The sequence below is a fragment of the Haemophilus influenzae genome (assembly GCF_003494325.1).
Lineage (GTDB): Bacteria > Pseudomonadota > Gammaproteobacteria > Enterobacterales > Pasteurellaceae > Haemophilus > Haemophilus influenzae_I.
This window is the reverse complement of record NZ_QQIK01000003.1, coordinates 95,511-118,608: the sequence shown is the minus strand read 5'-3', so window position 1 is coordinate 118,608 and position 23,098 is coordinate 95,511. Positions and strand designations below refer to the sequence as shown.

Here is a 23,098-nt window from a genome sequence, read left to right as displayed (position 1 = left end):
TCGCTTTTATTTTGGGTGGATATTGTACCGAATAACCGAGTTATTTTGTAGTGAATAAGGTTATCGATTCCAAATGCCCCGTATGAGGGAACATATCTATCACCGCACTTTTTTCAATCTTGTAGCCAAAATCACATAAAATTTCCGCATCACGCACTAATGTTGCAGGATTACAAGATACATATAAAATTTTCTCTGCTTTCAGCTCGCACAACGCATTTAACGCGAAAGCTGCACCACTGCGTGGAGGATCAAGCAAAATTTTATTGAACGACTGATTAGCCCAAGGTTGTTCAACAAAGGATTGGTCAAGATCCGCTTGGAAAAATTCAATATTTTTGATTTGGTTTCTCTCGGCATTTTGCACCGCTTTTTGCACCATTTCAAAAACACCTTCAATTCCTACCGCACTTTTCACGCGTTTGGCGAGAGGAAGCGTAAAATTTCCCATGCCGCAAAATAAATCTAGCACGCAATCTTGTTGGCTCAATTCAAGCCAATCCAACGCTGTATTGACCATAGGTTCATTTAATGCACTATTTACTTGAATAAAATCACGAATATCAAAATGTAATTTTATGCCATCAGAAAATTGATAATAAGGCGCATCGCCATAGATTTGTTCAATGCCTTCATCGCTTTGTAAAAACAGCATTAACTTTTCTTGTTCAGCAAATTTAAGCAATAAAGTGCGGTCAATTTCCGCAAGGTTTTTGGTGTAACGTAACAACATTGCGACACCATTATCGGCAGCCACCAATTCAATATGCCCAAGCTGTTTCGGTGCTGAAAATTTTTCTAAAAGTGCGGTTAATTTAGGCAGTAAATAATTAATTGCAGGTTCTGCTACTTCGCAAGATTGAACGGGTATTAAATCGTTGGTATTTTTCTGACGAAAGCCCATTTCGATTTGTTTTGTGCTTGGGTTAAACCATAAACTCAAACGCACACGACGACGATACGCCCAAGCATCGCCACAAATCATAGGTTGAAATGAAATCGGTTCTGACTGTAATTTACTTAATCTTTTAAACAATGCAGATTCTTTCGCTTTTCTCTGCATTTCAATAGGAATATGCTGTCCTTGGCAACCACCACAACGCATAAAATGAGCACATTTAGGTTCTAAACGTTCAGGGCTTTTTACACGCCATTTTTTTACAATGGCGTGTCCATATTGGCGTTTATCTTCCAAAATACGACATTCCACTTTTTCGTGCGGAAGCGCATTTTCAATAAACCAAGTTTTACCATTAATTTTCGCCACGCCTAAACCTTGATAATCTAAATCAAGAATATCAGCCGTAATGGTTTGAACATTTTTTGTTTTTTGCTTTGGGGTATAAAGAAGAACCATTATTTTAAAAGTAAAATATTTTGAGTGAATAACTCTCGGCTTTTTAGCGGTTTATCGCCAAGATAAGGTTTCAGTGCAATACGAGTAAAACGTTTTGCCGCTTGACGTACCGCATCATCGGAAAAATCAAGGGCTTCAAAGGCTAACAAATCTCTGCCGTAAAACGTGAGATTATCTTTCACTAAAGACGCAATGAAACCTTTTTCCTCACGATAACGGTATGTCATTGAGAAATCCACTGGCTCGCCAGAACCAGCACAATGCAGAAAATCCACGCCGTAACCAAGAATTTGTAACAGTTGAAATTCAAAAAGACGCAACGTTGGCTCAATATTAGTTTCCGTTGCCAAGCCCGTTAAGCATTTTAAATAATGTTGAAAAAGTGCAGGATTTGGCGTTTCAGACTCAATAACTCGAGTGAGTAATTCATTTACATAAAATCCACTATAAAGGGCGATTTGTTGTAAAGGCAGTGTAATTGCGGCAGGTTCAGCTTTAGTGAGGGTTTTCAATGTGCTTTTTCCCGTCCAACGCAACAATAAAGGTGTGAAAGGTTGCAAAACCGATTTCCAAGATGAACGCTTTGCCCGCGCCCCTTTTGCAATCACGGTTAAACGCCCACTTTCTTCAGTGAATAAATCTACCAATAAGCTCGTTTCACTATAAGGGCGACGATGCAAAACAAAACCACGTTGAAGTTCGCTTTGCACGATTATTGTCCAGATAAGCGTTCACTTGTTTGTGAGACACATTGCGTTGCTAAAATTTCGCCGAGATTCGTTTTTAGCGTACTAAAATCATCACGCTCTTGCCACATCCAACGAATATTGGCGTAATTTTTACCACGTTCAGAAATCATTAAGGTTAGTTTTTCTGATACGCCTTGAAAAGTGACAGTAACATAATGCAAATTTTTTTTGTATTTTTTATGCGTGGCGTGTACAACACGAACAACTCTATCATCTTGACATAAATATCGATCAGCTTCGCCTTTTTGTAAGGCTTTATCCACTTTTTCTACTTGCATTTTTTGCGCTTGAGGTGTTGTTACATTCGCATTTTGCACACAGCCAGTCATTAAAAGTGCGGTAAAAATAAGAGATGTTTTTTTCAACATAAATCCTACCTTGAGAAAAGAACTTAAAAAGAAAAAGGGGCGATTACTCGCCCAAAAAATTATTTTTTATATTGATAAGAACCATCAGACTGACGCACAAAACGCGCACCATTGGATAAACGCATTTCATTTACTCGCCCTTGATTATTCACAGATACCGTTACTTTATCGCCAGATTTAAAGCTACTTAAAACATTTCCCGCCCCTGTCGCTTTGCTCATTGCGTTTACATCGGAAATATTAAGTTGATTATCACGGAAGAGTTGCATCAGCGAAACACCTTTCGGCACAGTTAATGTTTTTGCTGAAAGGCGAGAAGCTGTAGATTTACTCACAGGTTTTGCATCAACGATTTGAACTTTCTTTTCTTTTTTAGCTTGAACAGGTTTGGCTTCAACAATCGGTGCGTTTCCTGCTGTTTTAGCGACGTTTTGTTCCGTTGCTTTTGCTGGAGCCTGTGCTTTCTCCGCCACTTTCACTTCTTTTTTCACTGTATCTTTATGCGCAACTTTCACTTCTTTTTTCACTGTATCTTTATGCGCAACTTGTGGCTCTACCGCTTTTTTCATCGGCTGAACTGGCACAGTTGCTTTTGGCTGTTCCGCTTGAGCTGGTTGCATAGGCGCAACAGATGCCGCAGCCATTTCATTTGGCATTTGACTTGGAGATTGAACAACATTTTGTTGCATTGGCGCATTTTCTACTAATGGGTTTTGAGCCGTCGTATTATTCGCCGCTTCCTCTGCTTTTGGTGCAAATTCAGATTGGTTAGCTTGTTCTACAGCCATTTGATTTTGTGCAGGAGGATTATCTAAAATCGTGGTTTCCAGTGGCTGACTTTGATCTAACGATTGGAACTGCACAGGAACTTCATTGCTGTTAGATTGAGTAAAAGACTCAACGGTGTCAGAACTTGGTTTTAATGCGAAGAAAATAATCAATAAAATAACCAACACAAAAATAGCCATAAATAAACGGCGATGTTTTGCTGGCAATACTTGTAATATTTTCCATTTTTCTGGTTGAGCTAAAATAGGTTTTTCAGCCTTTTCGACGGGTTCATCCGCGTTATTTTCAGCACTGATTTCTTCATCAACCGCAGAAATATTTTCTTCTGTGGAAGAAGTTTGAAGAACAGGCTTTTGCACTTTTTTCAAATTTTCACTCGGAATTAAAGGATCATTTTCTTGCGTTGATGAATCGCCAAAAGTAGGTTCTTTACGTTGCTGAAAGTTAGTTTGCACGTGATTTTTTTTGGCAAATAACCCTTTTGCTTTACCTAAAATTGACGAACTTGGCTGAATTGTTTTCTTTGGTGTAATTGGCTCTTGATTAAGCCCTAAATCCAATTCATTTTGAGATGATTGTTGATTTTTATCCATAGAATTCACTGGATTGCCTCTGATGCTTGTTCTTATTTATATTAATTAGCCACAAAATTGAGAAGCTCAAAAGTGCGGCGAAAAAATTATGTGTATTTTATCGGATCTTATTCTGCGTATAAAGTCTTATTTGGCTCGCCCGCAATTTCTCGTGCAAGTTTAGGAACAAGATAGCCAGAAGTCAGAGATTGCAAGGTTTTATAGATTTGCATAGCTTCAATATCGCTAATCAAAAAATGGCTCGCCCCTTGAACTTTATCCAGCAAATGCAAGTAATAAGGCAAAATGCCTGTTTGAAAAAGTTTATCGCTCAATATTTTTAGAATTTGCGCATCATCATTCACGCCTTTTAGCAAAACAGATTGATTCAAAAGCGTGACATTCACGGCGTTTAATTTTTGCATCGCATGAGCAAAAATTTGATCAATTTCATTCGGGTGATTAATGTGTGTCACCATAACTGTTTGCAAACGAGTTTCTGCTAATAAAGTGCAAAATTCATCAGTAATCCGTTGCGGAATCACAACAGGCAAACGGGTGTGAATACGCAAACGTTGTAAGTGCGGTATATTTTCCAAATGTTTTATTAACCACGCTAATTCGTGATCTTTCGCCATTAAAGGATCGCCACCTGAAAAAATCACTTCTTCTATTTCAGAATGTGCCGCAATGTAATCTAACGCCAGTTGCCAGCTTTTTTTATTTCCTGGGTTTTCATCGTAAGGAAAATGTCGGCGAAAGCAATAACGACAATTCACCGCACAACCGCCTTTTGCCATAAAGAGCAAGCGATTTCTATATTTATGAAGAATATTTGGCACCGCATTGGCATTTTTTTCTTCTAAGGGATCCGTACTAAATCCCTCCGCTTGCACAAACTCTAAATCAGAACACATCACTTGCAAGAAAAGGGGATCTTGCGGATTACCTTTTTCTATTTTATCAATGAAAGGTTGTGGCACGCGGAGCGAAAAAAGTTTCCGCGCAGCAATGGATTGCTCAAAATCATCTTCTGGTAAATTTAAGGCTTTTAGTAATAATTTAGGATCTGAAATGGCATTTTTTAGAATTGTGAGCCAATTTTGTTCTTCTCTAATGACGGGTTCTTGGGGTAAAATACGCACTTTTCAAACCATCTCTCATTTTTAGGATATTTCAAATATGGCTACATATACTACCAGTGATTTCAAACCAGGTCTAAAATTTATGCAAGACGGCGAGCCTTGTGTCATCGTTGAAAATGAATTTGTAAAACCAGGCAAAGGTCAGGCATTCACTCGTACTCGTATTCGTAAATTAATTTCAGGCAAAGTATTAGACGTAAACTTTAAATCTGGCACTTCGGTTGAAGCAGCTGATGTTATGGATCTTAACTTAACTTATTCATACAAAGACGATGCATTCTGGTACTTTATGCACCCAGAAACATTTGAACAGTACTCTGCAGATGCAAAAGCCGTAGGCGATGCAGAAAAATGGTTATTAGACCAAGCAGATTGTATCGTGACTTTATGGAATGGTGCACCAATTACTGTTACGCCACCAAACTTTGTTGAATTAGAAATCGTCGATACAGACCCAGGTCTTAAAGGCGATACCGCAGGCACTGGCGGTAAACCTGCAACATTAAGCACAGGCGCAGTTGTAAAAGTGCCGCTTTTCGTCCAAATCGGCGAAGTTATCAGAGTTGATACCCGCTCTGGCGAATACGTCTCTCGCGTAAAATAATTGTTTAGATGACAAAAGTGCGGTTAATTTCTGCGATATATTGTAGTAATAAAAAGCACTGAAATTCATTCAACAAAAATGCCTTTCCGTTCATAAATAGGAAAGGCATTTTTTATAAGCTGTGGTAAAAATAATCACTTGATAAAAATGAGATTATTTCTACTTGACGGTTTTTATTAGAGAACGTATTATTCACGCTCGTTAAATCACGGAGGAATGGTCGAGTGGTTGAAGGCACCGGTCTTGAAAACCGGCGAGGGTTTACGCCCTCCTAGGGTTCGAATCCCTATTCCTCCGCCATCAATTTTTACGAGCTAACTAATTCGGAAGAATTAGTTTTTTATTTCTAATCATTTGTTTTCCGTATTTTCACGGTTTTCCACTTCTTCTTTAAACACCAAATATTCTTCTAAAAGATCGATTGCATCTTGGCATTTTTGCTGGCGTTTTTTATAAACTTCTGCAAGTTGAGCATAACGTATTTTCTCATCATTATTTTTTTCAGCTTGTGCTAAATCTTTATGCTGTCGATAAAGATTATTCAATTGTTCTCGTGCTTCGTAATATTTTTCTAGGCGTTCTCTTGGTGGTAATTTATGAATGCTATGTTGAGATTTTTGAATGGTTTGTTTCGTTGTTGTTTGGGATTCAGTTAGATGAGTATTTTTGCGAACTAAAGCTTCCGAAAGAACGGAACATTGGGCGAGTAAACGCTCAGCTAGAAAATTATAGTGATTAGAATCGTTAGACTCTAATGTCTTTATTCTATCTAGCGTTTGATTGATTTCTTTTAGATAAAAGGAAACATTTTGTCCATTTTCACTGAACAAAGTGCGGTCAAATTTGGCGAAGATTTTTTCTTCTCGTTTGGATAAATGAGCTTGATAAAGTTGTTGAACTTTTTGATCTAAGCGTTGGATAAGTTGTTGAACAGTCATAAAAAAATCCCCCAAGTGGGGGATTATAATCGTTAAAGGTACATTGCTGCAATCCAGCCGAATACCAATAATGGAATATTATAGTGAATAAAGGTAGGTACAACAGAATCCCAAATGTGATCGTGTTTGCCATCCATATTCAAGCCAGATGTTGGGCCTAATGTTGAGTCTGATGCGGGCGAACCTGCATCTCCTAAAGCCGCTGCTACGCCTACAATAGAAATTGTCGCTAATGGAGAAAAACCAAAAGATAAACAGAGTGGTACGTAAATTGATGTAATAATCGGTACTGTAGAGAATGATGAGCCAATACCCATTGTAATTAATAAACCAACGACAAGCATTAATAATGCGGCAATACCTTTACTTTGCACAACACCAGAACTTAGGCTTTGTACTAAATCTGTTACGCCAGTGGTGGCATTAATCACATTTGCAAAACCTGAAGCTGCAATCATTACAAAGCCAATCATTGCCATTAAGCGCAAGCCTTGTTGAAAAATATCGTTGCTTTCTTTTAGTTTGAAAATGCCACATAGTGCGAAAATAATTAAGCCAATTAAACCGCCAATGATAGTTGAGCTTGTGACTAATTGTGTTGCGAAGGTCGCGATAATCGCGATTAAACTTGCAATAATTTGTTTTGGTTTAATATTAGCAATGTGAGCTTCAATATCTTTAGTTGTTGGTTCTTCAACATTGATATTGTATTCACGTGGTTTACGGTAGGTAATAAATACGGCTGTGAGTAAGCCTAAAATCATTCCAATAACAGGTAACAACATTGCTAAAGAAACTTGCGCTACATTTGTTTGTAAACCTAAGGTCGCACCTACTTGATTAATGTTTTTAACTAAAATACTTTCGATAAAGATTTTTCCAAAGCCCACTGGTAATAACATATAGGTAGCAGTTAAACCAAATGTAAGTACGCAAGCTACTGCACGGCGATCAATTTTTAAACGGTTAAAGATTGAAAGCAGCGGTGGTACAACGATTGGAATAAAAGCAATATGCACTGGAAGTAAGTTTTGAGAAGAGATGGCAAACAATGCCAACACCGCAAAAATGAAATATTTGAACCACGTTAAATTGCCAGCAGTTGGTGTTTTATTCATTTTTGTGATGATTTTATAAGCGATTAAATCAGTAATACCTGATTTAGAAATAGCAATGGCGAACGCACCAAGCATTGCATAGTTCATCGCGACTTCAGCACCGCCACCTAAGCCACCTGTAAAGGTTTCGATGGTTTTAGTTAAACCTAAATCACCGATAAATCCTGCGGTAAGCGCAGCAATTACTAGTGAGATAATCACATTGATGCGTAGCAAACTAAGTGCCAGCAAAACGATGATCGAGATAACAACGGGGTTTGATAACATTGTGTTTTTCCTTGTAAATTAAATGATAAATACTTTACTTTAAAATTTTTATTGAATAAATAATAACGCTAAATTAATGCCTCCTATATCATAAATAAAACAAAACCCCTCGAAAGTAGCCTTCCGAGGGGTAAGATTTTTATTATCCAGTCAGCTCGGAAGAAATCTTCCAAGCACACCAAAAACCTGAAAGATTATTCAGTTGAATGGTGATGATGGTGACGACGGATAATGTTCATTTTTAAATCTCCAAATAAGAACTGCTTTTTAAACTACTGGAAAAATAAAACGATTGCAACCACTTTTTTAGTTTTTTTAAAGTGCGGTCTGATTTTCTGCTGTGTTTTCTGTTTCATCTATTTGAGAAATATGGGGAAAGCCACCTAAATCTTTTAAATGATTGACCATATAACAGAATAATTCCGCCGTGCGTTCGGTATCATATAGCGCTGAATGGGCTTGTTTCCCATCAAAGGGAATTTTAGCAGCAAGACAGGCTTTAACAAGAACAGTTTGACCAAACATTAAGCCTGCTAAACTTGCCGTGTCAAACATGACAAAAGGATGGAAGGGATTACGCTTTACGCCAGTACGTTCAGCTGCCGCCATCACGAAACTTTGGTCAAAAGCAGCATTGTGCGCCACAATAATAGAGCGTTGGCAATCCGCATCTTTTTGTCCTCGACGTATCATTTGAAATAACCCCGTGATTGCATCGAGTTCAGATACTGCACCACGTAATGGATTGTGAATATCAATGCCATTAAATTTCAAGGACTCAGGATTAATATTTGCTCCTTCAAAAGGCTCGATATGAAAATGGCATTTCTGATCTGGGTGTAAATAACCGTTTTCATCCATTTTTAAAGTGATTGCAGCGAGTTCTAAAAGCGCATCTTTTTTTGCATCAAAACCTGCAGTTTCAACATCAATAATGACGGGGAAATAGCCACGAAAGCGATTTTTTAATTGGTTGTGATAAGGGATTTCTTGAGAATCAGACATAATCTATCTCTTAAAAATAAAATAACGTAGGAATCCCTACGTTATTAAAAATACAATAAAAATTGACCGCACTTTAGTTGCCTAAACCAGATTTAGTACTTTTGTTTTCGATAAATTCAATTTTATAACCATCTGGATCTTCAACAAAAGCAATGACGGTTGAGCCACCTTTAACTGGCCCTGCTTCGCGAGTAACGTTACCACCGCTTGCACGAACAGCTTCACAAGTCGCATAAATATCATCTACGCCGATAGCGATATGTCCATATGCTGTGCCGTGTTCATATTTATCTACACCCCAGTTGTATGTTAATTCAATTTCTGCCGCACTTTCGCCATCTTCGTAACCTAAAAAAGCCAGTGTATATTTGTATTCAGGGTTTTCACTGGTGCGTAATAAACGCATACCTAAAACATCTTGATAAAATTTGATTGAACGATCTAAATCGCCCACACGTAACATAGTGTGTAAAATTCGCATTGGTTTGTCCTTTTTTAGTTGTTTAGTTGAGTTAAATGGATTATGTCATAAGTAAAATAAAAAATCAGAATTATCTATTTTGTCCAATCTTGCCACTGAAGATCTGTAATACGCTGAAACTCTTTTACATTATGTGTAATAAGAACAGCATTTAAACTCAAAGCGTGGCAAGCAATCCATAGGTCATTATTTCCGATAGGTTGCCCTTGTTTTTTGAGTGTACTTGCCCATTTGCCATAATGTAAACAGATTTGTTCATTGGGATATAGTACATTCACTCGCTCAGTAAGCAATTCTATTGCTCGTATTGATTGCTCATAATTTTGACTACCAAACGCGCCTTTAATAAGTTCAGCATAAGTAATAAAGCTCATAACTAAGCGATCATTAGGCAATAATTGTGATACTCGTTCGGCAACAATTTTGGGACGATTTTTCATTAAATAAATAATGATATTAGTGTCTAACATATAAATCATAAATTTTCTCGCTCCTGAGGCGGTAAATCATCACGCGCTTCAAGTGCTTGAATAAAGGTCTCATCAAATCCTTCAAATAACGCAAGAAAATCATCTGTTTTTTTAGAAACTGGGCGTAATACCACATCTCCATTTTCCTTTCGGAAAATTTCTACGGTATCGACATCAAAACGAAAGTCCATCGGGATCCGAACAGCTTGGCTGTTACCACTTTGAAACACTTTAGCAAGCATATTTACCCTCCTGTATATACTATGTATTTAATAAGTATATACTAATCATTTCAATTGCTGTATGCAAGTAAGAAGATTAAATCGCTGTTGTTTTATTTAACCGCAATCATCGAGCCAAAATTAAAGCATTGGAACCAAAGCTCTACCTGTGAAAATCCTACGTTTTTTAACCGCACTTTGTGTGTTTCGATAGAATCAGTACGCATCACATTTTCAAGAGCGGTGCGTTTCTGACTCACTTCAAGTTCGCTATAACCATTGGCACGTTTGAATTGGTGGTGTAAGTCAATGAGTAAATGATCAACTTTAGTATCTTCAAAACGGAATTTTTCAGATAGCACCAATACACCATTTGGGTTTAAGCCTTTATAGATTTTGGTAAGCAATGCGATACGATCTTCAGGCGGTAAAAATTGCAAGGTAAAGTTGAGAATGACCATTGAGGCATTTTTAATCTCAATGTAGCGAATATCATTACAGAGAATTTCTACTGGTATCTCACTATGATATGCCGCAATATGTTGGCGACAACGTTCAACCATCGGTTGAGAATTATCGATACCAATAATTTTTACGTTGGGTTGATGAATATTTCGACGTGCAGAAAGTGTGGCAGCTCCTCGTGAGCAACCTAGATCATAAACGTTACTATCAGCCGTGACGAAACGTTCTGCCAGCATACCGATTGCCGTAATAATGTTGGAATAGCCAGGCACGGAACGTTGAATCATATCTGGAAAGACTTCAGCAACGTTTTCGTCAAAGATGAAATCCCCCAATTTAGCAATGGGGGTAGAAAATAGAGTATCTTTTACCATAATGTGTTAAAGGCAGAGAGAAAGAGTCGTTATTTTAGAAGAAATTTATAAATTATGATTTAGGAAATAAATGCGACATGGCACTCTCTTCTTGTTTAATACGCACGGCTAAGATAAGCAAATAAATAGGTAGTCCAACCAATGCGGTATATTTAGCCTGACAGAAAAGCGATAAACCAATTAATTCGGGAATAATGTTTAAGAAATAATTTGGGTGACGTACGTATTTAAACAAGAAAGAGCGATTAATTTGATGTTCTGGTAAAACATAAATTTTTACTGTCCAAATCTCTTTTAGCTCATAAATCACATAAAATAGCATTGCAATAGCAAAAATTAAAATCGCCAACCCTATTTGTGAAGTGCTATTAAATGACAGGTTTTGCTTATTAGCCTCAATGATCGCCGCAAAATAAAATGCAACATGGGCAATGGACAACAGTGTGGAATTGCGTTTACCATACTGTATTGCACCCTTTGCAATGAGTGCTTTTTCATGACGAATTGAAATAGACAGACTGTAAAAACGGATCGCTAAAATACAGGCAAAAGTAATATTGATAAATAACATGTGGTTATCCTTAACGTAATTTAATCTCAACAAGCCGCATAATATAACAAAAAATCTGATGATATGGCACAAAAAAGCCTTTATTTTGAACATTTATTACTTTTCTTTGCTTTTTTGATTGATTTGTCAGCATAAATAAACTTTTTATCTCTCTTGGTTTTCCGCTATAATTGCGACAGATTTTTGAGCATAATTAAAAGAGTACAAAGGATTTTGAAATGATGCGTACACATTATTGCGGAGCATTAAACCGTAACAATATCGGGCAAGACGTAACATTAAGCGGTTGGGTTCATCGCCGTCGTGATTTAGGTGGCTTGATTTTTATTGATATGCGCGATCGTGATGGCATTGTGCAAGTTTGTTTTGATCCTAAATATCAAGATGCATTGACAGCGGCTGCGGGTTTACGTAACGAATTCTGTATTCAAATTAAAGGCGAAGTGATTGCGCGTCCTGAAAACCAAATCAATAAAAATATGGTAACAGGCGAAGTGGAAGTGTTAGCGAAGGAATTGCGTGTTTACAATGCTTCTGATGTTTTACCATTAGACTTTAACCAAAATAATACGGAAGAACAACGTTTAAAATACCGTTATTTAGATTTACGTCGTCCTGAAATGGCGCAGCGTTTGAAAACTCGTGCAAAAATCACCAGTTTTGTGCGTCGCTTTATGGATGATAATGGTTTCCTTGATATTGAAACCCCAATGCTAACCAAAGCAACGCCAGAAGGCGCGCGCGACTATTTAGTGCCAAGCCGTGTGCATAAAGGCAAATTCTATGCATTGCCGCAATCACCACAGCTTTTCAAACAGCTTTTAATGATGTCTGGTTTTGATCGTTATTATCAAATCGTGAAATGTTTCCGTGATGAAGACTTACGTGCAGATCGTCAGCCTGAATTTACTCAAATCGATGTGGAAACTTCTTTCTTAACTGCGCCAGAAGTCCGCGAGATTATGGAACGTATGGTGCACGGCTTATGGCTTGATACCATCGGTGTGGATTTAGGTAAGTTCCCAGTGATGACTTGGCAAGAAGCAATGTGTCGTTTCGGTTCTGATAAGCCAGATTTGCGTAACCCATTAGAAATGGTAGATGTAGCAGATATTGTCAAAGATGTTGAATTTAAAGTATTTAATGAGCCTGCAAACAAGCCAAATGGCCGTGTTGCAGTCATTCGAGTACCAAATGGTGCAGAAATTACTCGTAAACAAATTGATGAATATACACAATTTGTAGGCATCTACGGTGCAAAAGGTTTGGCTTGGGCAAAAGTAAACGATATTAATGCTGGTCTTGAAGGCGTGCAAAGTCCGATTGCGAAATTCTTAAATGAAGAGGTATGGAAAGCGTTAGCAGAACGTGTGAATGCACAAACTGGCGATATTTTATTCTTCGGTGCAGACAAATGGCAAACGACCACTGATGCAATGGGCGCGTTACGTTTGAAATTAGGTCGTGATCTTGGCTTAACTCGTTTAGACGAATGGAAACCGCTTTGGGTCATTGATTTCCCAATGTTTGAACGTGATGAAGAAGGTAATCTTGCAGCAATGCACCATCCATTCACTTCACCAAAAGATTTCAGCCCAGAGCAATTAGAGGCTGATCCAACAAGTGCGGTAGCCAATGCTTACGATATGGTCATCAACGGCTACGAAGTGGGTGGTGGTTCTGTACGTATTTTTGATCCGAAAATGCAACAAACTGTGTTCCGTATTCTTGGTATTGACGAAGAACAACAACGCGAGAAATTCGGTTTCTTATTAGATGCGTTAAAATTTGGTACACCGCCACACGCAGGTCTTGCATTCGGTTTAGACCGCTTAACCATGCTTTTAACAGGCACGGAAAACATTCGCGATGTAATTGCTTTTCCTAAAACTACGGCAGCAGCGTGCTTAATGACGGAAGCCCCGAGTTTTGCAAATCCGCAAGCATTGGAAGAGTTGGCAATTTCTGTCGTTAAAGCAGAATAAGTTTGAAATATTAGGAATGAAGTGCGGTCAGATTTGACCGCATTTTTAATGATGCAATACAAAAATAATCAATCTGTTCTCGTTGTAATTTACACTAAAGATACAAACAGAGTTTTAATGCTCCAACGCCAAGATGATCCTGATTTTTGGCAGTCTGTTACTGGCACCATTGAAAGTGGTGAAACACCAAAAAAAACAGCAATTCGTGAGCTATGGGAAGAAGTGCGGTTAGAAATTTCGGAAAATTCCACCGCACTTTTTGATTGCAATGAGAGCATAGAATTTGAAATTTTTCCACATTTCCGCTATAAATACGCACCGAATGTGACGTATTGCCGTGAACATTGGTTTTTGTTGGCAATGGAGCAAGAATTCGAACCAATATTAAGTGAGCATTTGTCATATCAATGGGTTTCCCCTGAACAAGCAATCCAAATGACAAAATCTTCCAATAACGCGGAAGCAATTAGAAAATATATTCTTAAAGATAAATAGAAGGAAATAAAATGGCAGGTCATAGTAAGTGGGCTAATATTAAACACCGCAAAGCAGCACAAGATGCACAACGCGGTAAAATTTTTACTAAATTAATTCGTGAACTTGTTACCGCAGCTAAAATTGGTGGTGGCGATGTGAGTGCTAACCCGCGTTTACGTGCAGCAGTAGATAAAGCACTTAGCAACAATATGACGCGCGATACTATCAACCGCGCTATTGATCGTGGCGTAGGTGGTGGCGATGACACCAATATGGAAACCAAAATCTATGAAGGTTATGGCCCGGGCGGTACAGCGGTTATGGTGGAATGTTTAAGTGATAATGCAAACCGTACGATCTCACAAGTACGCCCAAGTTTTACTAAATGTGGTGGTAACTTGGGAACAGAAGGTTCTGTGGGTTATTTATTTAGCAAAAAAGGTTTAATCTTAATCGCAGAAGCGGATGAAGATGCCTTAACTGAAGCGGCAATCGAAGCGGGTGCTGATGATATTCAACCACAAGATGATGGTTCATTTGAAATCTATACTGCTTGGGAAGATTTAGGTTCAGTGCGCGATGGCATTGAAGCAGCTGGTTTTAAAGTACAAGAAGCTGAAGTAACGATGATTCCATCAACAACCGTTGATCTTGATATTGAAACTGCACCAAAATTACTTCGTTTAATTGATATGCTGGAAGATTGTGATGACGTACAAAACGTATATCACAACGGAGAAATCTGTGACGAAGTGGCATCTCAACTTTAATAATGCAATAAATGGGTAATTTAATTACCCATTTTTTATAGAAATTATGAGCATTATTTTAGGTATTGACCCTGGATCTCGCGTAACGGGTTACGGTGTGATTCGCCAAACAGGAAGACATTTAGAATATCTCGGCAGTGGCGCAATTCGTACTCAAGTTGAAGATTTACCCACCCGTTTGAAACGCATTTATGCTGGAGTAACTGAAATCATCACGCAATTTCAACCTAATATGTTTGCGATTGAGCAAGTGTTTATGGCGAAGAATGCGGATTCAGCATTGAAACTTGGGCAGGCTCGCGGTACGGCGATTGTTGCAGCGGTAAATCATGATTTACCTGTTTTTGAATATGCCGCACGTTTAGTAAAACAAACGGTTGTGGGCATTGGTTCTGCTGATAAAGTACAAGTGCAAGAAATGGTGACTCGTATTTTGAAGTTGTCAGATAAACCTCAAGCCGATGCAGCGGATGCGTTGGCTATTGCGATTACACACGCTCATTCTATTCAACATTCTTTACATATTGCCAATTCTGTGAAAATGACAGAAACGCAAGAAAAAATGACCGCACTTTTAAAGACCAGATATAGCCGAGGACGCTTTAGATTAAAAATTTAACTGGATGTTCGTCCAGTTTTATTTTATTCTATGCGTTAATTTTTTTATCATTCGGAAGAATTATGATCGGTCGCTTACAAGGCATTCTTTTAGAAAAACAACCTCCAGAAATTTTACTCAATGTGCAAGGCGTAGGCTATGAATTGCTTTTGCCTATGACGAGTTTCTATGATTTACCAGAAATTGGACAAGAAACAACTTTATTCACCCATCTTGTTGTTCGGGAAGATGCTCACTTACTCTTTGGATTTGCCCAGAAAACAGACCGCACTTTATTTCGTGAATTAATTAAAACAAATGGGGTGGGGCCTAAATTAGCCTTAGCGATTTTATCCGCCATGTCGGTCGAACAATTTGCCTATGCAATAGAGAGAGAAGAACTTTCTAAACTCACTAAAATTCCAGGTGTTGGCAAAAAAACAGCTGAACGTTTGTTAGTTGAACTCAAAGGTAAATTTAAAGGCGTAAAACAAAGCGATTTCTTTGTAGAAAGTACGCATATTCCATTATCCCCATCTATTGAATCCCACTCGGAAAGTTCATCTGATGAAGCAATTTCAGCCTTGATTGCTTTAGGTTATAAACCTGCAGAAGCAGAAAAAATGGTAAAACGCGTTGCTAAACCTGAATTAACCAGTGAACAAGTTATTCGTGAAGCATTAAAAGCCGCATTGTAGGAAAAATATGATTGAAGCAGATAGAATTATTAGCGGGCAAGCTAAGGTTGATGAAGATGTTATCGACCGTGCTATTCGTCCTAAACTATTAGCAGATTATGTTGGGCAGCCACAAGTACGCGAGCAGATGGATATTTTCATCAAGGCAGCCAAACTACGTCAAGATGCCTTAGATCATTTATTGATTTTTGGCCCTCCGGGTTTGGGAAAAACAACGCTTGCTAATATTGTGGCAAATGAAATGGGCGTGAATATTCGTACGACGTCAGGGCCTGTATTGGAAAAAGCGGGCGATTTGGCTGCAATGCTAACCAATCTTGAACCGCATGATGTGTTATTTATTGATGAAATCCATCGACTTTCCCCTGCTATTGAAGAAGTCCTTTATCCAGCAATGGAAGACTATCAGTTGGATATTATGATTGGCGAAGGACCCGCTGCTCGTTCCATTAAATTAGATTTGCCCCCTTTTACTTTGGTTGGCGCGACCACTAGAGCGGGTTCTTTGACTTCTCCATTGCGTGATCGTTTTGGCATTGTGCAACGTTTGGAGTTTTATTCTGTAGAAGATTTAACATCTATCGTTGCAAGAAGTGCGGATTGTTTAAATCTTGAATTAGAACAACAAGCCGCTTTCGAGGTGGCTCGTCGTTCACGAGGCACGCCTCGAATTGCAAACCGTTTATTACGACGTGTGCGTGATTATGCAGATGTACGTAATGGCGGTATTATTTCTATAAATGTGGCAAAACAAGCACTTTCAATGCTAGATGTAGACGATGCTGGATTTGATTATTTAGATAGAAAGTTGTTGTCTGCAGTTATTGAGCGTTTTGATGGTGGCCCTGTGGGACTAGATAATCTTGCTGCTGCAATTGGCGAAGAACGTGATACCATTGAAGATGTGTTAGAGCCTTATTTGATTCAACAGGGTTTTTTACAAAGAACGCCGAGAGGTCGTATTGCAACATCACAAACTTATCGTCATTTTGGTTTGCAGAAATTATCAGACTAGATAAATTTAACCACTAAAAAAGCCTTATTGTACTCAATAAGGCTTTTTTAATTACTCACTATAACTTTTCAAATTACTTAATTTTGCTAAACCCATTTCACAACTTTTTAACTGAGTCGCTAATTCCATTTGAAGAATTTGTTGTTTGCTTTGGTTTAGTTTACTTTTGATTTTATTTACTTGAATGTGGGTTCCAGGTTGTTTTTCTGCTTGGGCAATCAAATTCTCTGTTTCTTTAAATAGTTGTTCACATTGTTTAGGTATTGAATTAGATTCGGCTAAAACAGAAGTTGAAAATAAGCATAAAAGTGCGGTAAAAAAAAGCGTGATTTTTTTCATTTTAGAATCCAAAATTACTTTTCGATAGAACAAATGTCGAAATTTTTCGCAAGATAGCAAAATATGCTTGAGCTGTCTAATTTTTTATTCAAAATTTGTGATGCGTGTCAAATTAATTAATCAATAAGAAATCCACAATCAATCTTTAAAACTATAAAAATTTACCCCGAAATTATCCTCTAGGATGAAATCTTTCATGCAATCGTTTCAATCTTTCTTTTGCCACGTGAGTATAAATCTGTGTTGTAGATAAATCTGTATGCCCCAACAACATTTGCACCACGCGTAAATCCGCACCGTGATTCACTAAATGGGTGGCAAAAGCATGACGAAGAACGTGAGGGGAAAGTGCATCAGCATCAATATCCGCGAGAATGGCATAATGTTTTACACGATGCCAGAAAGTTTGACGAGTCATTTGCTGTGTGCGCTGACTTGGAAACACAACATCAGAACTCTGCCCATTTAAGAGAACAGGGCGACCATAAAGCATAAATTGACGAACCCAATAAGCAGCTTCTTCCCCCATTGGCACAATACGTTCCTTGTTCCCTTTACCAATCACTCGCACCACGCCTTGTTGCACGCTCATGTTTTCAATCGTAAGCGAAACTAACTCCGTGACACGAAGCCCCGTCGCATAAAGCAACTCTAACATTGCTTTATCACGTAATTCCAAAGGCACGTCCACATCTGGCGTATTGAGCAAATCAGACACTTGTTGCTCAGTTAAATATTTTGGCAAGCGACTGGGTAATTTAGGCGAACTTAGCACCGCACTTGGATCATCCACTCGATATTTTTCCCGATATAAATATTGGAAAAGTTTACGCATTGCACTTAACATTCGCGCGGTGCTCGTGGCTTTGTAACCTTTCTCCAAACGCTCTCCTAGAAAACCTTGCAAATCTACAGCATCTAAAGTTTCCAAAGACAAGTCGTTTTTATCCAACCAATCACAAAGTGCGGTTAAATCCAAACGATAAGATTGAACGGTATTTTCTGAAAGCCCTTTTTCAATCCAATATTCGTTAAGAAACAAATCAATAAGTGCAAGATTTTTCATATTACTTTTTTAAAAGGAAAGCAATGCGTCCTATTTATGCTGAACAATCAAAAAGGCATTTAACTTACGTGGAATCACAAAAAATGCAGCAGCTGCAATGATACTCATAAATACAAATGTCATCGCTGGCGACGTTGGATAAATCATGCCAGCAATCGCAGTGAAAATAGCAATGAGCACACCATTGGATAAACCATTATACAAACCTTGTAACTTCGCAATATGGCTTTGCGGTTGCGTGGTGATATAGCGAACAATCGCATAATGGCAAACGGCATAGGTTAAACTGTGTATAAGTTGCAATAAGAATATCAACCAGAAATCGTCAATATATCCTATTACAGCCCAGCGTCCGATGCACGCAAGCGCAGAAATATAAAGCAGCACACTGATAGAAATATTTTGGAATAAGCGACGAGAGAAGAAAAATAATACAATTTCCGCTAATACGCCAATGCCCCAAAGTAAGCTAGTTTGAGAAACGGAGATCCCAATACTTGTCCAATAAATCGTGCTATAAACATAATAAGCCGCATGAGAGCCTTGAATCAGTCCTACTGCAATCATGACTCGCAATGTCATCGGATTTTTCAGTAAAGCAATAAAACCAATATCATTTTGAACGCCATCTTCAGGTATTTCATCTTTTGGGGGAATGGTGGGTTTTAAAAGCTGAATGATGGTATAGAAGGATAAAAGTGCGGTTAAAATCCACACGATATTTTGCTCGCCAACCCAGCTAATCATGCTACCAAATACTACTACACCAAGAATAAAAGCAGCAGAACCAATCAAACGTACTTTGCCGTAATCCAAGCCGATTTGGCGTTGCCAAGTGGATGCCAACGAATCCCCAATCGGCATTCCTGCTGAATTCACAGAAGCATACAAACCGATAGCAATAAACAACAACCAAAAATTATGTGCAACTAAACTCATAGCCGCCATAATAATTGCCGATGCTAACGCCAATAGGCGTAAGGAACTAATAATATGATTGGCTTTTTTAATCAGCGATGAAAAAAATAATCCGCCCGCAAATCGGAAAATATAAGCACTCCCGATAACCAAACCAATCATTTCTTCCCCATATTGTTGCGATTTCAACCATGCGGGGAAGAACGGCAAAAACACGCCATAAGCGCAGTAGTAACCTAGAAAGCTCAGTGCGAGCCAATAAAAAGGACGAACTTGCATCAGAATAAAGTTTCCATTTCTTGTGAACGAGACAAACAAGCCTGCATAGCTTGCTCTATTGTTTGATTAAAATGTTGTGCGTCAAATACTGCTAACGCTGCCGCAGTGGTGCCACCTTTCGAGGTAACATTTTCACGCAAAGTTGAAAGTGCAATTTGCGGATTTTCTGTCACCATTTTTGCTGCACCAAGCATAGATTGCTGCACTAATTCACGGGCAGTTTTTTCATCAATATTCATTTTGATTAAGGCTTTCTGCATTGCTTCCAGCATTAAAAAGAAATAGGCAGGGCTACTTCCTGACGCGGCAGTGACTGCGTGCATTTGAGTTTCATCATTCACCCAAACCGTTCTTCCCACTGCTCCCAATAAATCTTGTGCAAAAGTGCGGTAATTTTCACTCGTATTTTTCGGTGCAAATAAACCCGCCATACCTTCCCCCACCAATGCGGGCGTATTTGGCATGACGCGTACTATCGATTTTACGCTTGGAATTAATGCGTTCAAGCGTTCAGTTGAAATACCGGCGGCAATGGAAATTAACAATTTGTCGGAAAAATCCACCGCACTTAGTGGCGAACAAACTTCAGCCATCATTTGAGGTTTTACCGCAAGCAACACAACCTCAGCTTTGATTGCACTTTCCATATTATCTTCTGAAGTTGCCATGCCAAGATTGGCAAAAAATGCTCTTTTTTCTTCATTTGGATCATTCACAATAATTTGCTCGGCAGGATAACCTTGTTTCAACAAGCCAAGAATAATAGCCTGCGCCATATTGCCGCCGCCAATAAAGGCAATCAATTTGTGTTGCATCGTTTTTCCTACTTTTATGGGCTATAATACTGCACATTCTACCCTATATTGAAGGAAGTGTTACGATGTGGTTCAAAAATTAAATAGATCATCTCTAACCATTGTAAATATAATCAATCTTCTTTCATGTTTTGATAATTGGTTACCAAATTGGTTACTATTTTTAGGTGTGTACATTGTAGCTGTTTATTACTTGTTCACTGATTATATGTAACATTATCTCTAGTATATACAATACATCAAAAAGTATCCGATGTATCCAAAAAATCTCTAAATTTTATCTATTCAATTTGTAATATGCCTTAAACAATATTTTTATCATCAAGTTATTGAGATCTAATTTAATTAGATATTATTTTATATTACTTTTAAATTATTAATATCTGATATGGGATGATATTTTGTTACAAATCTATATTTTTTGCTTAAGATTTAGGCATTCGATTCTTTTTCATGTTTTAAGTGTCTAAAAAATAATCATATTAAGTTAAAAAATACTTTTTTTGTATTAATCTCAGTTAAGACATATTAGATAGATATGTCTACCACATAAATTCAATCATATATAAAGAGGTAAATATGGAATCAGCATATACATTAGATGATTTTAATCAAAGCTTAGCAGAACGGATAAAGTAGACAGATAATTTTGATAATGGGGTGCAGTTATACCCTAAAGATGTTGCATTAACTCATAAGTATATTCAGTTTAATGATCTGTTTATTAAATTTATGGTGTTAGATCTAGATCGGGAAAATTCTGCAATGGATTGGGAATTGTTAGGACTTCCAAGTCCCAATATAGTGGTACAAAATAGATTAAACGGTCGATGTCATTATATCTATGCGTTGGAGGTACCTATTTGTAACACAAAGAATGCTCGATTTAAGCCAATAAGTTATTTTAAAAAGATACAACGAGCTTATATTGATAAGTTAGGAGCAGATCAACACTATGTTGGTGTATTCACTAAAAATCCAAACTCAAATTTTTGGAGAACATTTGTATTTAATATACCTAAATATACTCTGGATTATTTAGCTGATTTTGTTGATTTATCAAATAAACCTGTATTTTATCTAAATGATAATGAAGATATTGAAGGTCGGAATTGTTCTTTATTTAATCAGATCAAAAAAATTGGTTATCGTGAGGTTCTGAAGTTTAAATGTTCAGGTAAACAATTAGAACAATTTAATCAGTATTTATTATCTTCATTAGAGTTATTAAATCAGAATCATAATCCACCATTACCATACAGGGAGTTAAAAGGAATTGCTAGAAGTTCATCTCGTTGGATTTGGGAAAGATTTTCTGAATCATCGTTTCAACAAATTCAGTCAAATCGTTCTCGAAAACGATGGGAAAAGCAACAAATTATCAAGAAAGAGTTGTTTAATCAATTTGGAGCTAATAAACCTAATATGTCGTTAAAGCAAATAGCAGAACAATTTAGTATTAGTGTAAGCTCATTGAATCGTTGGTCAGAAGAATTCGGATGGGTGAAATCACAAAATGACTTAAAAAGTAAATATGAGAAAATAGTATAGTTAAGAACACAAGGTCTAAAATGGCGAGAAATAGCAACCTGTTTATCAATATCAGAAGGCAGTGCGAAGATGTGTTTTAAACGATATAAAAGATAGTAAATAAAAGCCACCATGTTTTTGGTGGCTTATTTTTTTATACTTTACAAGTTTCAAGGTAACTTAGAATCTAAGATTCAGGAATACGAACTTGTCGTCCAAATTTGATAGATGTTAATTTTTTCGATTCAATTAATCGCAGAATAGTTGAACGACTTACACGTAAACGATCTTGAAGATCTTGAATTGTGAAGTAATAGCCGACGTTATCTTGTATTTTCATAATTATCTCCTATTTCGTACATACTTTTTAGGAGCTTAACACAGGAATTTATGAATCTAACTTTAAATTGATATTTTTTTTAATTATTTTTGTGAGTGTATATTTTGCACGGATATCACGTTGTAAAACACGTAGCAGAAAGATTAGTTCATCAATATCGAGTTTTCTAAATAGTAAGCTAATTAATTCTTCAGTTTCCGTGTCAGAATGCGGTTTAAAATTTGGAAATTTTTTCATCATTTTAAGTTCACTGTACTTGATAAATGTATATAGGTATTTAATGTAAGCCAGAATAATTCTAAATGATGTCTAGATGCATTTAGTTGATTAGAATGATAAAACCTATATGTAATACATAAAATGAAAAAAGAGCTCATTTTTGAGCTCTTTATGACGATTTTAGTTTTCACTACTCATTGGTACAAAACCATCAGTTTCTGGTGAGTATTCAACATAGTAAGATGAATCTCTCATTTTGTAGGCTTGTGGAACATTGTCGGGTTTAGTGCTACATGCTTTGTTTAAAAGTTTGTATTCATCATGAGTAATACATTGACCTTTTTCATATGTTTTTAACAAGCCTGTTATCATGCAGACATCGTAAGATGAACGTTTTTCACCAAAATAAATATAGTCTCCACATTTCATAGCTATTGAACCGGATTGTTCTGGCGGAAGTTCAATAGTACGGATTCCTGCATATGTAATATTTGTTATTAGAAATATAGATGTAATTAAAAATTTATTCATTTTAAGATTCCATTAAAGTAAATA

At 37.3% G+C, this 23,098-nt stretch carries 28 protein-coding genes, 1 tRNA gene and 1 other annotated feature; of the genes, 9 read left to right on the top strand and 20 right to left on the bottom strand.

All coding sequences use genetic code 11. The features are described from left to right. Nucleotides 1-40: 40 nt before the first annotated feature. The 5 genes from rlmD to epmB all read right to left on the bottom strand — a co-directional run bounded on the left by rlmD (nt 41) and on the right by epmB (nt 4,980). On the bottom strand, nt 41-1,357 hold the full coding sequence (gene rlmD, locus DV356_RS06205; RefSeq protein ID WP_118806687.1) for a 23S rRNA (uracil(1939)-C(5))-methyltransferase RlmD: 1,317 nt from the start codon (nt 1,355-1,357) through the stop codon (nt 41-43). Beyond that, the gene (recO, locus tag DV356_RS06200) at nt 1,357-2,067 is read right to left on the bottom strand and encodes a DNA repair protein RecO (RefSeq protein ID WP_005654053.1); all 711 of its coding nucleotides are present in this window, start codon (nt 2,065-2,067) and stop codon (nt 1,357-1,359) included. Before recO ends, rlmD begins: the two co-directional genes overlap by 1 nt. Nucleotides 2,068-2,069: 2 nt before the next feature. Continuing rightward, entirely contained in the window at nt 2,070-2,474 is a 405-nt protein-coding gene (locus DV356_RS06195) for an opacity-associated protein OapB (protein ID WP_005694341.1), read from the bottom strand. A gap of 59 nt (nt 2,475-2,533) precedes the next feature. Beyond that, nucleotides 2,534-3,865, bottom strand: a complete 1,332-nt coding sequence (gene oapA, locus DV356_RS06190; protein ID WP_118806686.1) for an opacity-associated protein OapA — start codon at nt 3,863-3,865, stop codon at nt 2,534-2,536. Nucleotides 3,866-3,963: 98 nt separating this feature from the next. Next, complete coding sequence (gene epmB, locus DV356_RS06185; protein ID WP_005691796.1) at nt 3,964-4,980, bottom strand: EF-P beta-lysylation protein EpmB; 1,017 nt, start codon at nt 4,978-4,980, stop codon at nt 3,964-3,966. A gap of 37 nt (nt 4,981-5,017) precedes the next feature. Here epmB and efp point away from each other — a divergent pair, with 37 nt between their 5' ends. Together efp and DV356_RS06175 are read left to right on the top strand one after the other, a co-directional pair. Further along, nucleotides 5,018-5,584, top strand: coding sequence for an elongation factor P (gene efp, locus DV356_RS06180; protein ID WP_005544066.1), 567 nt, complete (start codon nt 5,018-5,020; stop codon nt 5,582-5,584). Between the two features lie 210 nt (nt 5,585-5,794). Beyond that, nucleotides 5,795-5,884, top strand: a tRNA-Ser gene (locus DV356_RS06175). Nucleotides 5,885-5,934: 50 nt separating this feature from the next. Here the strand turns inward: DV356_RS06175 and priC are convergent. The 8 genes from priC to DV356_RS06135 form a co-directional block, all read right to left on the bottom strand. Then, nucleotides 5,935-6,522, bottom strand: coding sequence for a primosomal replication protein PriC (priC, locus tag DV356_RS06170; RefSeq protein ID WP_005654063.1), 588 nt, complete (start codon nt 6,520-6,522; stop codon nt 5,935-5,937). Nucleotides 6,523-6,554: 32 nt separating this feature from the next. Beyond that, nucleotides 6,555-7,907 (bottom strand): Na+/H+ antiporter family protein, encoded by a 1,353-nt coding sequence (locus DV356_RS06165; RefSeq protein WP_118806685.1) that lies wholly within the window; start codon nt 7,905-7,907, stop codon nt 6,555-6,557. A gap of 97 nt (nt 7,908-8,004) precedes the next feature. Beyond that, nucleotides 8,005-8,126 (bottom strand) — a sequence feature (His leader region). Between the two features lie 96 nt (nt 8,127-8,222). Beyond that, nucleotides 8,223-8,912, bottom strand: coding sequence for a ribonuclease T (gene rnt / locus DV356_RS06160; RefSeq protein ID WP_118806684.1), 690 nt, complete (start codon nt 8,910-8,912; stop codon nt 8,223-8,225). Nucleotides 8,913-8,985: 73 nt separating this feature from the next. Beyond that, nucleotides 8,986-9,393, bottom strand: a complete 408-nt coding sequence (gene gloA, locus DV356_RS06155; protein ID WP_005628548.1) for a lactoylglutathione lyase — start codon at nt 9,391-9,393, stop codon at nt 8,986-8,988. A gap of 74 nt (nt 9,394-9,467) precedes the next feature. Further along, complete coding sequence (locus DV356_RS06150) at nt 9,468-9,872, bottom strand: PIN domain-containing protein (protein ID WP_118806683.1); 405 nt, start codon at nt 9,870-9,872, stop codon at nt 9,468-9,470. After that, the gene (locus tag DV356_RS06145) at nt 9,869-10,105 is read right to left on the bottom strand and encodes an antitoxin (protein ID WP_005656316.1); all 237 of its coding nucleotides are present in this window, start codon (nt 10,103-10,105) and stop codon (nt 9,869-9,871) included. Before DV356_RS06145 ends, DV356_RS06150 begins: the two co-directional genes overlap by 4 nt. 92 nt (nt 10,106-10,197) lie before the next feature. Further along, nucleotides 10,198-10,923, bottom strand: coding sequence for a carboxy-S-adenosyl-L-methionine synthase CmoA (gene cmoA / locus DV356_RS06140; protein ID WP_112102847.1), 726 nt, complete (start codon nt 10,921-10,923; stop codon nt 10,198-10,200). A gap of 52 nt (nt 10,924-10,975) precedes the next feature. Next, nucleotides 10,976-11,494: an isoprenylcysteine carboxyl methyltransferase family protein gene (locus DV356_RS06135; protein ID WP_005659984.1), complete on the bottom strand. Its 519-nt coding sequence runs from the start codon at nt 11,492-11,494 to the stop codon at nt 10,976-10,978. Between the two features lie 218 nt (nt 11,495-11,712). Here DV356_RS06135 and aspS point away from each other — a divergent pair, with 218 nt between their 5' ends. From aspS to ruvB, 6 genes are all read left to right on the top strand, one after another. Beyond that, complete coding sequence (gene aspS / locus DV356_RS06130; protein WP_118806682.1) at nt 11,713-13,479, top strand: aspartate--tRNA ligase; 1,767 nt, start codon at nt 11,713-11,715, stop codon at nt 13,477-13,479. A gap of 21 nt (nt 13,480-13,500) precedes the next feature. Beyond that, the gene (nudB, locus tag DV356_RS06125) at nt 13,501-13,974 is read left to right on the top strand and encodes a dihydroneopterin triphosphate diphosphatase (RefSeq protein ID WP_162628611.1); all 474 of its coding nucleotides are present in this window, start codon (nt 13,501-13,503) and stop codon (nt 13,972-13,974) included. Nucleotides 13,975-13,985: 11 nt separating this feature from the next. Next, on the top strand, nt 13,986-14,726 hold the full coding sequence (locus DV356_RS06120; RefSeq protein WP_005649034.1) for a YebC/PmpR family DNA-binding transcriptional regulator: 741 nt from the start codon (nt 13,986-13,988) through the stop codon (nt 14,724-14,726). Between the two features lie 46 nt (nt 14,727-14,772). Beyond that, nucleotides 14,773-15,345 (top strand): crossover junction endodeoxyribonuclease RuvC, encoded by a 573-nt coding sequence (ruvC, locus tag DV356_RS06115; protein WP_005659992.1) that lies wholly within the window; start codon nt 14,773-14,775, stop codon nt 15,343-15,345. Nucleotides 15,346-15,407: 62 nt separating this feature from the next. After that, complete coding sequence (gene ruvA, locus DV356_RS06110) at nt 15,408-16,022, top strand: Holliday junction branch migration protein RuvA (protein ID WP_005659994.1); 615 nt, start codon at nt 15,408-15,410, stop codon at nt 16,020-16,022. Nucleotides 16,023-16,029: 7 nt separating this feature from the next. Beyond that, nucleotides 16,030-17,037 carry a Holliday junction branch migration DNA helicase RuvB gene (gene ruvB, locus DV356_RS06105; RefSeq protein ID WP_005649027.1) on the top strand — a complete coding sequence of 336 codons (1,008 nt, stop codon included), beginning with the start codon at nt 16,030-16,032 and terminating at the stop codon, nt 17,035-17,037. Between the two features lie 51 nt (nt 17,038-17,088). Here ruvB and DV356_RS06100 read toward each other — a convergent pair whose 3' ends face one another. The 4 genes from DV356_RS06100 to proC all read right to left on the bottom strand — a co-directional run bounded on the left by DV356_RS06100 (nt 17,089) and on the right by proC (nt 20,454). After that, complete coding sequence (locus DV356_RS06100; protein WP_118806681.1) at nt 17,089-17,376, bottom strand: DUF5339 domain-containing protein; 288 nt, start codon at nt 17,374-17,376, stop codon at nt 17,089-17,091. Nucleotides 17,377-17,548: 172 nt separating this feature from the next. Continuing rightward, nucleotides 17,549-18,442 (bottom strand): site-specific tyrosine recombinase XerD, encoded by an 894-nt coding sequence (xerD, locus tag DV356_RS06095; protein WP_118806680.1) that lies wholly within the window; start codon nt 18,440-18,442, stop codon nt 17,549-17,551. Nucleotides 18,443-18,472: 30 nt separating this feature from the next. Next, entirely contained in the window at nt 18,473-19,639 is a 1,167-nt protein-coding gene (locus tag DV356_RS06090) for a 3-phenylpropionate MFS transporter (protein WP_118806679.1), read from the bottom strand. Beyond that, complete coding sequence (gene proC / locus DV356_RS06085; RefSeq protein WP_118806678.1) at nt 19,639-20,454, bottom strand: pyrroline-5-carboxylate reductase; 816 nt, start codon at nt 20,452-20,454, stop codon at nt 19,639-19,641. The genes DV356_RS06090 and proC overlap by 1 nt, the downstream gene beginning before the upstream one ends. Nucleotides 20,455-21,114: 660 nt before the next feature. Between proC and DV356_RS06080 the strand changes: the two genes are divergently transcribed. Next, on the top strand, nt 21,115-22,005 hold the full coding sequence (locus tag DV356_RS06080) for a replication initiation protein (protein WP_005656305.1): 891 nt from the start codon (nt 21,115-21,117) through the stop codon (nt 22,003-22,005). 166 nt (nt 22,006-22,171) lie between these two features. On the opposite strand, the gene DV356_RS06075 is transcribed toward DV356_RS06080, so the two are convergent. The 3 genes from DV356_RS06075 to DV356_RS06065 all read right to left on the bottom strand — a co-directional run bounded on the left by DV356_RS06075 (nt 22,172) and on the right by DV356_RS06065 (nt 23,074). Then, a complete protein-coding gene (locus DV356_RS06075) occupies nt 22,172-22,324 on the bottom strand; it encodes a helix-turn-helix domain-containing protein (RefSeq protein ID WP_005649008.1) in 153 nt (50 codons plus the stop codon). Between the two features lie 48 nt (nt 22,325-22,372). Beyond that, nucleotides 22,373-22,564, bottom strand: coding sequence for a hypothetical protein (locus DV356_RS06070; protein WP_005656304.1), 192 nt, complete (start codon nt 22,562-22,564; stop codon nt 22,373-22,375). Between the two features lie 159 nt (nt 22,565-22,723). Beyond that, nucleotides 22,724-23,074 carry a hypothetical protein gene (locus DV356_RS06065; protein ID WP_005649006.1) on the bottom strand — a complete coding sequence of 117 codons (351 nt, stop codon included), beginning with the start codon at nt 23,072-23,074 and terminating at the stop codon, nt 22,724-22,726. Between the last annotated feature and the right edge of the window lie 24 nt (nt 23,075-23,098).

What these genes read in the sequence shown, in the direction of transcription:
- rlmD (WP_118806687.1), bottom strand. Translation starts at nt 1,357, where the DNA reads ATGGTTCTTCTTTATACCCCAAAGCAAAAAACAAAAAATGTTCAAACC.
- DV356_RS06195 (WP_005694341.1), bottom strand. Translation starts at nt 2,474, where the DNA reads ATGTTGAAAAAAACATCTCTTATTTTTACCGCACTTTTAATGACTGGC.
- efp (WP_005544066.1), top strand. Translation starts at nt 5,018, where the DNA reads ATGGCTACATATACTACCAGTGATTTCAAACCAGGTCTAAAATTTATG.
- priC (WP_005654063.1), bottom strand. Translation starts at nt 6,522, where the DNA reads ATGACTGTTCAACAACTTATCCAACGCTTAGATCAAAAAGTTCAACAA.
- DV356_RS06165 (WP_118806685.1), bottom strand. Translation starts at nt 7,907, where the DNA reads ATGTTATCAAACCCCGTTGTTATCTCGATCATCGTTTTGCTGGCACTT.
- rnt (WP_118806684.1), bottom strand. Translation starts at nt 8,912, where the DNA reads ATGTCTGATTCTCAAGAAATCCCTTATCACAACCAATTAAAAAATCGC.
- gloA (WP_005628548.1), bottom strand. Translation starts at nt 9,393, where the DNA reads ATGCGAATTTTACACACTATGTTACGTGTGGGCGATTTAGATCGTTCA.
- DV356_RS06150 (WP_118806683.1), bottom strand. Translation starts at nt 9,872, where the DNA reads ATGATTTATATGTTAGACACTAATATCATTATTTATTTAATGAAAAAT.
- DV356_RS06145 (WP_005656316.1), bottom strand. Translation starts at nt 10,105, where the DNA reads ATGCTTGCTAAAGTGTTTCAAAGTGGTAACAGCCAAGCTGTTCGGATC.
- cmoA (WP_112102847.1), bottom strand. Translation starts at nt 10,923, where the DNA reads ATGGTAAAAGATACTCTATTTTCTACCCCCATTGCTAAATTGGGGGAT.
- DV356_RS06135 (WP_005659984.1), bottom strand. Translation starts at nt 11,494, where the DNA reads ATGTTATTTATCAATATTACTTTTGCCTGTATTTTAGCGATCCGTTTT.
- aspS (WP_118806682.1), top strand. Translation starts at nt 11,713, where the DNA reads ATGATGCGTACACATTATTGCGGAGCATTAAACCGTAACAATATCGGG.
- DV356_RS06120 (WP_005649034.1), top strand. Translation starts at nt 13,986, where the DNA reads ATGGCAGGTCATAGTAAGTGGGCTAATATTAAACACCGCAAAGCAGCA.
- ruvC (WP_005659992.1), top strand. Translation starts at nt 14,773, where the DNA reads ATGAGCATTATTTTAGGTATTGACCCTGGATCTCGCGTAACGGGTTAC.
- ruvA (WP_005659994.1), top strand. Translation starts at nt 15,408, where the DNA reads ATGATCGGTCGCTTACAAGGCATTCTTTTAGAAAAACAACCTCCAGAA.
- ruvB (WP_005649027.1), top strand. Translation starts at nt 16,030, where the DNA reads ATGATTGAAGCAGATAGAATTATTAGCGGGCAAGCTAAGGTTGATGAA.
- DV356_RS06100 (WP_118806681.1), bottom strand. Translation starts at nt 17,376, where the DNA reads ATGAAAAAAATCACGCTTTTTTTTACCGCACTTTTATGCTTATTTTCA.
- xerD (WP_118806680.1), bottom strand. Translation starts at nt 18,442, where the DNA reads ATGAAAAATCTTGCACTTATTGATTTGTTTCTTAACGAATATTGGATT.
- DV356_RS06090 (WP_118806679.1), bottom strand. Translation starts at nt 19,639, where the DNA reads ATGCAAGTTCGTCCTTTTTATTGGCTCGCACTGAGCTTTCTAGGTTAC.
- proC (WP_118806678.1), bottom strand. Translation starts at nt 20,454, where the DNA reads ATGCAACACAAATTGATTGCCTTTATTGGCGGCGGCAATATGGCGCAG.
- DV356_RS06075 (WP_005649008.1), bottom strand. Translation starts at nt 22,324, where the DNA reads ATGAAAATACAAGATAACGTCGGCTATTACTTCACAATTCAAGATCTT.
- DV356_RS06070 (WP_005656304.1), bottom strand. Translation starts at nt 22,564, where the DNA reads ATGATGAAAAAATTTCCAAATTTTAAACCGCATTCTGACACGGAAACT.
- DV356_RS06065 (WP_005649006.1), bottom strand. Translation starts at nt 23,074, where the DNA reads ATGAATAAATTTTTAATTACATCTATATTTCTAATAACAAATATTACA.